The organism is Vibrio sp. Vb0937, from assembly GCF_033338855.1.
Window position 1 is genome coordinate 64072 of sequence record NZ_JAWOTK010000008.1, and the last position, 12481, is coordinate 76552.

General features: G+C 43.4%; 11 protein-coding genes. 2 read left to right on the top strand and 9 right to left on the bottom strand.

Going from position 1 to position 12481, the window contains the following annotated elements:
• Positions 1–146: 146 nt before the first annotated feature.
• From R7P67_RS12935 to R7P67_RS12955, 5 genes are all read right to left on the bottom strand, one after another.
• Positions 147–1706 carry an AbgT family transporter gene (locus tag R7P67_RS12935; RefSeq protein WP_017635695.1) on the bottom strand — a complete coding sequence of 520 codons (1560 nt, stop codon included), beginning with the start codon at positions 1704–1706 and terminating at the stop codon, positions 147–149.
• A gap of 288 nt (positions 1707–1994) precedes the next feature.
• Positions 1995–2405, bottom strand: coding sequence for a prepilin-type N-terminal cleavage/methylation domain-containing protein (locus R7P67_RS12940; protein WP_213966985.1), 411 nt, complete (start codon positions 2403–2405; stop codon positions 1995–1997).
• Positions 2395–3648: a hypothetical protein gene (locus R7P67_RS12945; RefSeq protein WP_005381607.1), complete on the bottom strand. Its 1254-nt coding sequence runs from the start codon at positions 3646–3648 to the stop codon at positions 2395–2397. The genes R7P67_RS12940 and R7P67_RS12945 overlap by 11 nt, the downstream gene beginning before the upstream one ends.
• Entirely contained in the window at positions 3645–4262 is a 618-nt protein-coding gene (locus R7P67_RS12950) for a PilW family protein (RefSeq protein ID WP_262653828.1), read from the bottom strand. The genes R7P67_RS12945 and R7P67_RS12950 overlap by 4 nt, the downstream gene beginning before the upstream one ends.
• Positions 4243–4752 carry a GspH/FimT family pseudopilin gene (locus R7P67_RS12955; protein ID WP_262653862.1) on the bottom strand — a complete coding sequence of 170 codons (510 nt, stop codon included), beginning with the start codon at positions 4750–4752 and terminating at the stop codon, positions 4243–4245. Before R7P67_RS12955 ends, R7P67_RS12950 begins: the two co-directional genes overlap by 20 nt.
• 103 nt (positions 4753–4855) lie before the next feature.
• Here R7P67_RS12955 and R7P67_RS12960 point away from each other — a divergent pair, with 103 nt between their 5' ends.
• Positions 4856–5287, top strand: a complete 432-nt coding sequence (locus tag R7P67_RS12960; protein WP_262653864.1) for a type IV pilin protein — start codon at positions 4856–4858, stop codon at positions 5285–5287.
• A 69-nt stretch (positions 5288–5356) separates the two neighbouring features.
• Here the strand turns inward: R7P67_RS12960 and dnaJ are convergent, their stop codons facing one another.
• The 4 genes from dnaJ to grpE form a co-directional block, all read right to left on the bottom strand.
• Positions 5357–6505: a molecular chaperone DnaJ gene (dnaJ, locus tag R7P67_RS12965; RefSeq protein ID WP_005381620.1), complete on the bottom strand. Its 1149-nt coding sequence runs from the start codon at positions 6503–6505 to the stop codon at positions 5357–5359.
• A 204-nt stretch (positions 6506–6709) separates the two neighbouring features.
• The gene (gene dnaK, locus R7P67_RS12970; protein ID WP_005381623.1) at positions 6710–8623 is read right to left on the bottom strand and encodes a molecular chaperone DnaK; all 1914 of its coding nucleotides are present in this window, start codon (positions 8621–8623) and stop codon (positions 6710–6712) included.
• Between the two features lie 347 nt (positions 8624–8970).
• Positions 8971–10245: a dicarboxylate/amino acid:cation symporter gene (locus R7P67_RS12975; protein ID WP_005381625.1), complete on the bottom strand. Its 1275-nt coding sequence runs from the start codon at positions 10243–10245 to the stop codon at positions 8971–8973.
• A 417-nt stretch (positions 10246–10662) separates the two neighbouring features.
• The gene (gene grpE, locus R7P67_RS12980; protein WP_021034134.1) at positions 10663–11259 is read right to left on the bottom strand and encodes a nucleotide exchange factor GrpE; all 597 of its coding nucleotides are present in this window, start codon (positions 11257–11259) and stop codon (positions 10663–10665) included.
• 146 nt (positions 11260–11405) lie between these two features.
• Here grpE and nadK point away from each other — a divergent pair, with 146 nt between their 5' ends.
• Positions 11406–12290, top strand: a complete 885-nt coding sequence (gene nadK, locus R7P67_RS12985; protein WP_005381631.1) for an NAD(+) kinase — start codon at positions 11406–11408, stop codon at positions 12288–12290.
• Positions 12291–12481 lie beyond the last annotated feature (191 nt).

Genomic DNA, 12481 nt, shown 5'->3' on the forward strand with positions numbered 1-12481 from the left:
AGCAACACATCACGGGACAAAGTCTGCAACCCCAAAAAACCTAGTTACAAGACCTATCGATGTTTGTTGTGCGAGAACAAAAAAGCGCCGATCGAAGACCTGCGCTTTTCGGCTGCCAATTAGTGGCTTTCACACCCTACACGTTTTTACATTGTGTAAGTGTAAGGAGCTTGAATGCCTAGCGGGATACCTACCATCCAATAAGCAACTAGGAAGATAGACCAACCGATCAGCATTGCGATCGAGAATGGCATCATTAGTGACGCAAGCGTACCGATACCAGCCGACTTCACATAACGCTGACAGTAAACCACAACAAGAGGGAAAAATACCATTAGAGGCGAAATGATGTTCGATACAGAGTCACCCACACGGTAAGCCGCCTGAGACAGCTCAGGCGAGATACCAACCGCCATTAGCATTGGCACTAGGATTGGACCAATTAAAGCCCATTTTGCCGATGCCGAACCAATAAGTAGGTTTACAGACGCGGTTAGAAGGATCATACCGATGATGGTCACTTCACCTGGTAGGTTCATCGCTTTTAAGCCTTCTGCGCCATACAACGCTAGCATCGTACCGATGTTTGACTGAGCAAATGCAGATAGGAACTGAGCACAGAAGAATGACATAACAATGTATGCGCCCATGGTTGACATAGTATCAGCCATCGCTTTGATAATGTCGTTGCTGGTCTTGAACGTTCCAGACACTTTACCGTAAACGTAACCAGGAATGATAAACAGAATAAAGATCAACGGCACGATAGACTTCATTATCGGTGCTGAGAAGGCAGTAATTTCACCTTCAGGCGAGCGAAGTGCTGATGTTTCTGGAATTAACGCTGCAACAAGTAAAGCAATACCCGCCATCATTGCCCAACCTGCATAACGGAATGCTTTTGATTCCAGTTCAGTAAATGAACCTAGGTTTGGCGCGGTTTCCGCATCATCATCAATTGGCATTTTTGATAAACGAGGCTCGATGATTTTCTCTGTCACGTACCAACCAATCCCCACAATAATGATAGAGGATAGGCCAGTGAAGAAGATGTTCGCTAATGGGTTAACCACATATTCAGGATCAAGAACCTGCGCCGCAGTTTGCGTAAAGCCAGCCAATAGCGGATCGATACCTGAAGGGATAAAGTTTGCAGAGAAGCCACCAGATACACCTGCAAATGCTGCCGCAATACCTGCTAAAGGGTGACGACCTGCCGCATGGAAGATAATACCGCCAAGAGGAATAACCAGAACATAGCCTGCATCTGCCGCAGTATGCGATACAATGGCAACCAAAATAAGCATTGGAGTAAGAAGCTTAGCTGGCGTGAAGTTCAGCATCTTCTTAAGACCCGTCGTAATAAAGCCCGAAGAATCTGCAACACCCACACCTAGCATTGCGACAAGTACGATACCCAGTGGCGCAAAGCCAGTAAACGTCGTCACCATGTTAGCAAGGAAACTTGCTAGCGCTTCGCCCGTAAGTAAGTTGGTGATAGTAAGAGCTTCGCCCGTTCGAGGGTTTGGAAGATCGAATGATACATTCGACAAAAGTGCTGACGCCGCCCAAGTAATGATCAATGCCCAGAAGAACAAAATCGCAGGATCAGGAATTTTGTTACCTGTCCTCTCGATAAAGTTTAAAAAGCGCTCCATCCCGCTCGGCTTCGATGATGGTGCCTTATTTACAGCTTGGTTACTCATGGTAACTCCATAGTGAATGATGTTGGTGCCAAGGCCTATTTGAATAATTATAACGACCTACTATCCAACGAGTATTCTAGTAAACACTAATGGAGAAAGCACAAGGTTCTAGATTTTTTTTCATAATTGGAGACATATTTTGCAAAAACACCACTTCAATTAAACATAATAAAAACAGTAGCACATCAACTCAATTAACAGTTCAAAAACCATTTATTAACCGTGACAAATCCGGTATCAAGCAGGAATTACACCCGCATTTGTCTCAGCCCATGTATGCAATTGAACTTAGTTTTCGAATTCACTGTATTGTGAGATCATCGTTTTAAGCTGAACTGATCGCATCTCGCCGATTCTATCCTTCCAGCTAGAGGTAATGGTGATAGTTTTCAGTGTTCCTGAAACCGTGGCAGCTGGAACTTCCCACTCGACGACATAAGATCCAGTAACAGAAGAGCCTGTTGCAATAGAAGCAAAATTTGCAGGTGTGATGGTAGACATCGCCGCAGAAGCACCACGCGTCCGGAACCATTCGAGCTGGTTTTCTGCTAGACGAAGTGCTTCAATACTTTTTATGGCATATTCAGATTCACGTTCTAGATACACGTTTAGCTTAGTTAAACCTAGAGCCCCAACACCGATAAGCAGAAAAGAAATTAGAACTTCAAGAAGGTTAAAACCTTTTTGTTTAGAGATCATTCCAAGAGCCTTTTTTCCATCTAGGAATTGCATGCGCATTCCTTGAATTGTCTATCACATCTTTATTGTATCTAAAGTCCAAAGAATCGAAGAAAACCGCTGCCTGATCTTCACTATCAAAATATTGACCACCAGATACCGTAAAAGAACCATGCTGATAATAAGAAGCTATTGTCCTGTATGAGTCTTCTACAACACTTGGCACATGATTTAGGTGAGCATTGGCTTCGAACCCAACCCAATCCGCTGTTGTCGGGGTATAATCATGATTGAAATGAAACAAGACCCCTTTAAACTTATTTGATGTAGCGCCGGAGCTCGGTGGTCCCATCACGGAGAAAAGACCATCATGAATGAGCACTGTTACGCCATTGGTCGATGATGTAGCATTCACTAAATCATTGTATTCCGATTGCTTGATTTCACAGCTCCCTTCCACCCATAAATGATGCTTCCCTGACTGAATTTCTGCTGTTAAAGCAGCACCACAATTAGGTATACCATCAGCCACTGAGCCCGTCATAACATGAAATACACCATTATCTCGGACATCGTTATGCTCTTCAGCCTTTACTCCAAAGAAGGATTCAAATGGCTTTAAATCTGTATCTTGAGTAAAATCATCACCAGCACCAACCCCGCCAACACTAGATGAGAGATGACGGTTTGCCGTCGTGTTTGCACAATCTTTATTTGTAGGGTTGTTAAAATCGGCATAGGGAGACTCTCCATGAATTACGCCTTTATTATCAACTGAAGAGGAGTAAAAGCGCTTTTTATACCTTAACGCAATACACTCCCACCCATCGCTGCTCAATTCCCCTGGGTCTGGAGTAGAGAACGTTGCACTAGAATGAAAATAAATGTCGGCACTAGACTGCATTGCACCATAACTCAAGTTACCTCCCAAAATAATCTCCTTACTAATGCTTGTAAATCCAACATTAGAAGTAACCAAATACCCATTGGAAGTACTCGTAAAATTCGGAATAGTCCAAAGCCCTGAGCCACAATCTGTTATTACGGCAGGTACAATATTATTAACTCTAAATTGCGCCCATGCACATTCAACACCTCCTTCCGCTAACCAATGTGCTTGTCGAGATTTTATTTCGTTTTGCGCAACTTTTATTTGAAAAAATACACCTTTGGATGATGCTAATGATGCAATTAAAGCAAGTAATAAAAGTATAGAAGTCACAAGCAAAGTGGTATAACCGGAATAGCTATATTTAGATGTCATTGCCAATTCCTTTGTTTGATAGAAAACTCCGCAACTTCACTAAAGGCTCCATCAATCGTTTTCAAACCTAACTTAACGCTCGTGACCGAACTTACATTTCCTCCATTAGTCACTGTTTCTGAACTAACGGTGAATTGGGTAACTTGGAAAATATCATCATCAAATAGAGAACGACAAAAATCTACACCATCAAAAGATAATATTTGTGTTTGAGACACAACGCCTTTTTCACATATAAAAAACCGAGTATCTCTCTTCTCATACTTAATATTTCGATAGTCTTCATTGGCAGCTGAGTCCTCTTTAAAATACACAAGCCCTACAGAAGAGGCGCCGCTCAGCATTATGGTTCCTGTAGCTCCGGATAATTTGAGTGAACTACCGTTCCCACCATCATAACCTGCTCTTTGAATATCTTCTTTCATAACAGATAAAGTGATATTCAGACCTTGCAATAAATTTAGCTCTAAGCTTTTTTCCTTTGCTGTTTTTTGTAAACTCAAGAATATAGAGCCCACTACACTAAGGACAATTAATCCAATTAAAGAACTAATCATCAATTCGATTAAAGAGCTACCTATTTGATAACGTTTGTTAGCACTGACGGTAATCATATAACTTAGCTCCAGAGTTACTACAAATTTTAATCCTTCCGGGAGGGTTGGAGAGCTTTGCTTGTAGTTTTATGTTTTGAGCATTGGTTGGGAAAAACTCTATATTTCCTCCTTGGGGTCGTCCACGGACCTCATCGAAGCTTATTTTTTGATTATCGTAGCTGTGCTTCAAAGATAATTCAGAGTAGGCAGAGCCGGAAAGGTTTAAGATTACTCCCCCTGAGCCGCTAGCTGAGTCAGTTAACTGTAGAGACCATGCCCCTTGACTGACAACAACGTTTTTAGCCATGGAGAAATGTATATATAACTTTTGATTTCTCATTACCGCCTCGGACTTACTTTGGCTTAGAAAACCAGCTAATTCAGTTGCCAATCGCTGCATTTGCACAGTTTGTGAAACACGGCTAAAGCTTGGAGCTGCAAACGCCAATATAATACTCAGTACAGCAACAGTAATAAGAAGCTCCAACAACGTAAACCCGCGAGGCATTTCCCAAATTCCTATGTAAACGGCAAAAGGGCCGTAATTCATCTTGCACAGATGCTATCACCTGCCAAAAATAGGCGGAAAAGTGAAAAGGAAACTACTCGTGATGATTCGAATTTCTCGTTGTAACGGCTACAAAAAAGGATTGAGAGGGATGACATTGATCGAATTACTGATAGCTGTCGTGATTGTCGGGATCATTGCTGCAGTCGCCTACCCCTCTTACACTAATCATGGAATCAAGTCTCATAGGACGGTTGCCTTGAGCGATCTTAGTCGAATTCAGCTAGAGCTAGAGACATCTTATGATGGTGGGTACGACTGGAGTCATATTCTCTCTGGAGGCACATGCACTCTATGTGACTCAGACACAAATAGATTTTCTTTCGATATTGCGAGCTCTGCAAGTACGGCCTATACCATTACAGCAACAGCAAAATCGTCTCTGGGACAAGACGACGACGAGTGCTTGACTGGTTCTAAAACGATTACTTTAACGTCAACAAATGTCGAAGAACCAAGTGATTGCTGGAATTAGGAAGAACACCGAGATGCAAAAAGGCCTGCATTTTAGCAGGCCTTTGTATTTGTGCTTTTCACTAACGTCTTAGCTGGTTAAATCATCAAAGAACTTTTTCACACCGTTGAAAAAGCCTTCTGATTTAGGCTTGTGCTTTGTCGCCGCTTCACCACCACAAGACTCTTCAAACTCTTTGAGCAGTTCTTTTTGGCGTGAGCTTAGGTTTACTGGTGTTTCAACAACCAACTTAACAATAAGATCACCAACACCGCCACCGCGAACGCCTTTCACACCTTTACCACGCATACGGAACATACGACCTGTTTGCGTTTCTGAAGGCACTTTTAGGCTTACGCGACCATCTAGGGTTGGTACTTCAACTTCACCACCTAGAGCTGCCATCGCAAAGCTTACTGGTACTTCACAGTATAGGTTGTTGCCATCACGCTCGAAGATATGGTGCTCTTTCACGTGCACTTGTACATACAAGTCGCCAGCAGGTGCTCCCATTTCTCCCGCTTCACCTTCGCCAGATAGACGAATACGGTCGCCAGTATCAACACCTGCAGGGATCTTAACATTAAGTGTTTTTGTTTTCTGCTTACGACCTTGACCATGACACTCATTACAAGGGTCTTTAATGATTTTACCTTTACCGTGACAGGTAGGACAGGTTTGCTGCACTGCGAAGAAGCCTTGGCGCATCTGTACTTGACCATGACCATGACAGGTACCACATGTTTCAGCAGATGAACCTTTCTTCGCGCCACTACCATCACAAGTATCACAGTGTACTAGTGTCGGTACTTCGATCTCCTTCGTTACACCACGAACCGCTTCTTCTAGCGTCAATTCCATGTTGTAACGTAGGTCAGCACCTCGCTGGGCACGGTGGCCACCACCGCCACGACGACCACCACCAAAGATGTCACCGAATACATCGCCAAAGATGTCGCCGAAATCAGCACCGCCGCCGCCAAAGCCGCCGCCACCGAAACCACCGCCGCCTTGTTCAAAAGCAGCATGACCGTATTGGTCGTACGCCGCTTTCTTTTGAGGGTCGGTCAGAACTTCGTACGCTTCTTTTACTTCTTTAAACTTGTCCGCCGCAGAATCATCACCCTGGTTTCGGTCTGGGTGGAATTTCATCGCTAGACGCTTATACGCCTTTTTGATATCGCGCTCTGAGGCATCACGGCTTACGCCTAATACTTCGTAAAAATCACGTTTTGACATGTTCTTCGTCACCAGTTAATTACTACAAACGGCATCGATTCACCGCTTGGTGTTTGTATCGTTCTAGGTAAGTGCACTTGTCTGCAACATACTTAACTAGAAAGACAGCGTTTACAAACAGACGGGCGTAAGAGTTGCCCCAAACGCCCGCACACGAAGTCTTATCGACCCCAGATGGCTAAGCAGCCATCTGGTTAAGAAATATTATTTCTTGTCGTCTTTAACTTCTTCGAACTCAGCATCTACAACGTCGTCTTCTTTAGACTGTGCACCTGCGTCAGCACCTTGTGCTTGCTGCGCTTGAGCTTGTTGTTGGGCGATTTCCATCAGCTTTTGAGAAGCAGTCATTAGTGCTTGAACTTTAGCATCGATAGCTTCTTTGTCTTCGCCTTTACGTGCTGTTTCTAGCTCAGAAATTGCTGCTTCAATCTTCTCTTTCTCTTCTGCAGGTAGCGCTTCACCAGCTTCTTCTACTTGCTTACGAGTACCGTGAATCATTTGGTCAGCTTGGTTACGTGCAGTCGCTAGCTCTTCGAACTTCTTGTCCGCTTCTTTGTTAGCTTCTGCTTCTTGAACCATTTTCTCGATGTCTTCATCGCTTAGACCGCCAGAAGCTTGGATAGTGATCTTCTGCTCTTTACCAGTCTGCTTGTCTTTCGCAGACACGTGTAGGATACCATCCGCATCAAGGTCAAAAGTAACCTCGATTTGTGGCATACCACGTGGTGCAGGCTGGATGCCTTCTAGGTTAAATTGGCCTAGAGACTTGTTGTACATCGCTTGCTTACGCTCACCTTGTAGAACGTGGATAGTTACCGCGCTCTGGTTGTCTTCCGCTGTAGAGAAAACTTGGTTCGCTTTAGTTGGGATAGTTGTGTTCTTCTCAACTAACTTAGTCATCACGCCACCCATTGTCTCGATACCTAGAGACAGTGGAGTTACGTCTAGTAGTAGTACGTCTTTAACGTCACCAGCAAGTACACCACCTTGAACTGCAGCACCCATTGCTACTGCTTCGTCAGGGTTTACGTCACGGCGCGCTTCTTTACCAAAGAACTCAGCAACTTTCGCTTGAACCATTGGCATACGAGTCTGACCACCAACTAGGATTACGTCAGTGATGTCGTTTACTGATAGGTCAGCGTCAGCTAGAGCTACTTTTAATGGCTCAAGAGAGCGTTGTACTAGGTCTTCAACTAGAGATTCTAGTTTTGCACGAGTCACTTTAATGTTCATGTGCTTAGGACCAGTTGCATCTGCAGTAACGTAAGGTAGGTTTACGTCTGTTTGAGAAGTAGAAGAAAGCTCGATTTTCGCTTTCTCTGCTGCTTCTTTAACACGCTGCATTGCTAGTGGGTCGTTTTTAAGGTTGATGCCTTGCTCTTTGTTGAACTCATCAACCAAGTAGTTGATTAGACGGTTATCAAAGTCTTCACCACCTAGGTGAGTATCACCGTTAGTTGCTAGAACTTCGAATGTTTTCTCGCCTTCAACTTCATCGATTTCGATGATTGAAATATCGAATGTACCACCACCAAGGTCGTATACCGCGATAGTGCGATCGCCGCCTTTCTTATCAAGACCGTAAGCTAGCGCAGCTGCTGTTGGTTCGTTGATGATACGTTTAACTTCTAGACCTGCGATACGGCCAGCATCTTTTGTCGCTTGACGCTGAGCATCGTTAAAGTAAGCAGGTACTGTGATAACTGCGCCAGTTACTTCCTCACCAAGGAAGTCTTCAGCAGTTTTCTTCATTTTCTTAAGAACTTCAGCAGAAACCTGAGGAGCTGCCATTTTTTGGCCTTTCGCTTCTACCCAAGCATCACCGTTGTCAGCCTTAACGATTTTGTAAGGCATGATTTCGATGTCACGCTGAACTTCTTCGTCTTCAAAACGACGACCGATTAGACGCTTAATTGCAAATAGCGTGTTTTCTGGGTTAGTTACTGCTTGACGTTTCGCTGGTTGACCTACTAGCGTCTCACCGTCAGTGTAAGCAATAACCGATGCAGTAGTACGTTCGCCCTCTGCGTTTTCAATTACACGTGGTTTGTCGCCGTCTAATACAGCAACACATGAGTTAGTAGTACCTAAGTCAATACCAATGATTTTACCCATCTGGCTATCTCCGAATAAATTCTATTTTCGTTTGGTTATAACCCCAATGTGGGGGGAGGAGAATCGGGTTTCAACCCTTGCTCACAAACAAAAATAATCAATGTTTGCTTCTCTATGCCACATAGATAAGGGCGGCAAAATGCTTTTCAAGGGCAGAATTAAAAAAAAGCGTCTTTTTTCGAAATTTATGTGTTTCTTTCTGATTAGTTGGGAACTCGTCACACTGCTGTAGCGCAACAAAACGTCATTTCCCAGATAAATTTATTTATGCCCGACTCTTCCTAAATAAAAAACGAGCTCATAAGAGCTCGCTTCAATATTAGGGTTAAAATAAATGATTCAAGGTATTAGGCGTTCGCTTGAGCAGGCTCAGCATCAACACCTTCTTCTTTACCTATCTCACCTTCTGTTTTTGCAACAATGGTGTTCACTGCCGTGTCGCCGACAACGTTAGATGATGTACAGAACATATCATTAATACGGTCGACCGCTGCAATGATTGCCAAACCTTCAGGTGGTAAGCCTAGCTGGTGAAGCAAAACACCTACCATTACCACGCCGCCCCCAGGAACGCCGCCAGCACCAATAGATAACAGAAGAATAGTTAAGCCAAGTGTGAAGATGTCTGCGGTGTTAATTGGCTGGCCAAAAGCGTTCGCAACAAACATCGTTGCTAGAGCAATATAGATAGACACACCAGACATATTCATCGTTGCGCCCAGTGGTACACCGAAGCCAGCAACCGATTTAGAGACCTGAAGCTTTTCTGTCAGTGTGCGCATCGTTACCGGGATAGTCGCGTTTGAGCTCGCGGTAGATAGAGAGAAAAGAATCTGCTCACGAGTTGCACGTAGGAAAGTCTTTGGAGAAGTTCCTGTCGCAATACTCACTGCCATTGGGTAGAAGAAGAAGATCCAGAACACCAACATCGCAACCACCAAAGCCACGTAACCGGCAACGGACATTAATGTATTGGCGTTTAGCGTTGCACCTAGTTGAATCATTAGTGCGAACACACCATATGGTGCAAGACTCATCACTAATCCAACCAATTTCATCATGATTTCATTTGCCATTTTGAATGTGCGAATAGCTGGGCCACCACGAGAATCCAAAGCTTGAATTGCAAGCCCCGTCAAAATTGCCATAAAGATGATTTGCAGCATGTCGCCGCTAGCAAACGCTTGTACAGGATTGCTAGGAACAATGTTAACAACTAAAGAGAAAATGTCCGGCGTCTCTGTCGTTGTCAGCTGTACAGCCTCAGATACCGTTCCTGCTAGATTAGCGCCCGCTCCTGGCTGGAAGATCAAGCCGACAGTCAAAGCCGCCGTAATCGCAATGATGGTGTTAAGAATGTAAAGGGTAAAAGTTTTTCCACCAAGACGACCAAATGCACTGATGTCTTTCAAGTCAACAATGCCGCATACGATTGAAACGTAAACTAAAGGAACAACAAGCAATTTGATCAGTGAGACGAACATGCCGCCAACACCTTCTGCAGCTCCAAGTAGGTATGTATCAAAAATCGCAATACCGCTAAATAAGTACTGAATTGCTGTCCCCAGCACAAGGCCGGCAAACAAGCCTATAAAAATCTTACTAGAAAGCGATTTATCCATTATAAATCTCCGATATGTTGTGTTTGCTATTTACATTTTTGTAGTTATATATGCTTACTTTTAAAGCATTAGTCGCAAATCATACACACCAAAGTTACAAAATAAAGTGATAATTTACATTTTTGTTAACGAAATTGTTTTAGAAAAAATGACTATATTTACATTCCTATGCAGAACAAACATTCACGCAGCGAATGATTACAATCACTTATAGCCCTTCCCGTTAATAAACACGCAGCGAGATGAGAGAAAATCTCCTATAGGAAAATAATTAACCAATAGGAAAAAATATGAAGGGGATCAAATTTTCATTTATCGATATACAACGAAGTTCGATGCAGTCATTTATGTTTAAAACAAAAAAGCGCCCATCAAAAATGATGGGCGCTTTTATATTTAAAAAACAGGGAGTTAAAGTTACTTAGCAACCATTACCATTGCCGGACGAATCACACGGCCGTTTAGTTCGTAACCTTTTTGCATAACAAACATAACAGTGTTTGATTCATGATCAGGGCTCTCCTGAATCGACATCGCTTGATGGAACTCTGGATTGAATGCTTCACCTTCAGGGTTGATTGCTTTCAAGCCAAATTTCGCTACAACGTCTACAAACGTTTTATGGGTTAGTTCAACGCCTTCTAGGAACGGCTTCACAGTTTCATTCTCTGTATCTGCCGCTTGAATTGCACGCTCTAGGTTATCAATAACAGGAAGCAGCTCTTCTGCAAACTTGTTCAACGCAAACTTACGTGCTTTATCGATCTCTTGCTCAGTGCGACGACGCATGTTTTCTACTTCAGCTTTAGAACGCAACACCGCATCTTGTTGCTCTTTTACTTTTGCCTCGCTAGACAATAGTGCCGCTTCTAGTTGAGCAATCTTAGCGTCTGTCTCATCACCAAGCTCTTCAAGCTCAGCTTCAACTTCTTGTGCTTCAGCTTCTACTTTTTCAGCCTCTTCGATGATTTGATCAAGCTCTTCTTCTGTAACTTTGTTTTCTTCGTTGCTCATGATATCTCCAGAATTCAACATAATGCCCTTAAAGCCATGCGCGTTTTTGCGGGCTTTAACCACATAAAAATTCGCATATTTAGGTGACTTGCCATTATTATGGGGATGAAGATTCCTGATTCAAGCCTCTTTAATGCGGAAATGCTATGAAAAATCCATGTAACGTGATCGCGATTATCGGAAAACCAAGAGATCAACAAGCAATTCAAACTCATAAAGAGTTGTACCAATGGTTGACCTCTGAGGGCTATAAAGTATTCATTGACGATCGCCTTGCCGCAATACTGGATGATATCCCACAGAGTCAGTTTGCTAGCTTAGTTGAACTAGGAAAAAATGCCGATCTAGCCATTGTGGTTGGTGGCGATGGCAACATGTTAGGTGCGGCAAGAATTTTATCCCGATTTGATGTGCCAGTTATAGGCGTGAACCGTGGAAATTTGGGCTTCTTAACTGACTTGAACCCAGACGACTTCCAAGCGTCTCTGCAAGCGGTACTCGACGGTGAGTATATTGAAGAGGAACGTTTTCTTTTAGAGGCGGAAGTACACCGCCACGGACAAATAAAGAGCCATAACGCTGCGCTAAACGAAGCCGTACTTCACCCAGGGCAAATTGCTCATATGATTGAATTTGAAGTGTATATTGATGAAAGCTTCGCCTTCTCTTTACGGGCCGACGGTTTGATTGTCTCCACTCCGACTGGCTCGACGGCATATTCACTTTCTGGCGGCGGCCCAATTCTTTCTCCTAGCTTGAATGCCATTTCACTCGTGCCAATGTTCCCTCATACATTGTCGAGTCGACCTTTGGTGGTTGATGGAAAACGTCGAATTAAATTGGTGGTATCACCAGAAAACCGTGGAACACAAGAAGTTAGCTGTGATGGACAAGTCTCACTTCCAGTTACCCCTGGCGACGAAATTCACATCTATCAAAGTCCAAATGTACTAAAGCTCATCCATCCAAAAGACTACAGCTACTATCACGTCTTACGGAATAAGCTTGGCTGGTCTAGTAAATTGTTCTAACACTTGTTACTCAGGGCAATAACTTCAATAAAAAAGCCAGCAGCTTAATTGCTACTGGCTTTTGGCTTTCTTAGACAAGAAATAGACACAAAGTAGTGAGGCGACACGATATTTGTCATCATTAAAGAGAAGCTTATAAATTTTGATCCTGTGGGCAAACTTTACACAAAAGATAGAAAAGCAAATTCAAT

Excerpts from the sequence above, each read along its gene's own strand:
- R7P67_RS12935 (WP_017635695.1), bottom strand. The coding sequence starts at position 1,706 with ATGAGTAACCAAGCTGTAAATAAGGCACCATCATCGAAGCCGAGCGGG.
- R7P67_RS12940 (WP_213966985.1), bottom strand. The coding sequence starts at position 2,405 with ATGATCTCTAAACAAAAAGGTTTTAACCTTCTTGAAGTTCTAATTTCT.
- R7P67_RS12945 (WP_005381607.1), bottom strand. The coding sequence starts at position 3,648 with ATGACATCTAAATATAGCTATTCCGGTTATACCACTTTGCTTGTGACT.
- R7P67_RS12950 (WP_262653828.1), bottom strand. The coding sequence starts at position 4,262 with ATGATTACCGTCAGTGCTAACAAACGTTATCAAATAGGTAGCTCTTTA.
- R7P67_RS12955 (WP_262653862.1), bottom strand. The coding sequence starts at position 4,752 with ATGCCTCGCGGGTTTACGTTGTTGGAGCTTCTTATTACTGTTGCTGTA.
- R7P67_RS12960 (WP_262653864.1), top strand. The coding sequence starts at position 4,856 with ATGATTCGAATTTCTCGTTGTAACGGCTACAAAAAAGGATTGAGAGGG.
- dnaJ (WP_005381620.1), bottom strand. The coding sequence starts at position 6,505 with ATGTCAAAACGTGATTTTTACGAAGTATTAGGCGTAAGCCGTGATGCC.
- dnaK (WP_005381623.1), bottom strand. The coding sequence starts at position 8,623 with ATGGGTAAAATCATTGGTATTGACTTAGGTACTACTAACTCATGTGTT.
- R7P67_RS12975 (WP_005381625.1), bottom strand. The coding sequence starts at position 10,245 with ATGGATAAATCGCTTTCTAGTAAGATTTTTATAGGCTTGTTTGCCGGC.
- grpE (WP_021034134.1), bottom strand. The coding sequence starts at position 11,259 with ATGAGCAACGAAGAAAACAAAGTTACAGAAGAAGAGCTTGATCAAATC.
- nadK (WP_005381631.1), top strand. The coding sequence starts at position 11,406 with ATGAAAAATCCATGTAACGTGATCGCGATTATCGGAAAACCAAGAGAT.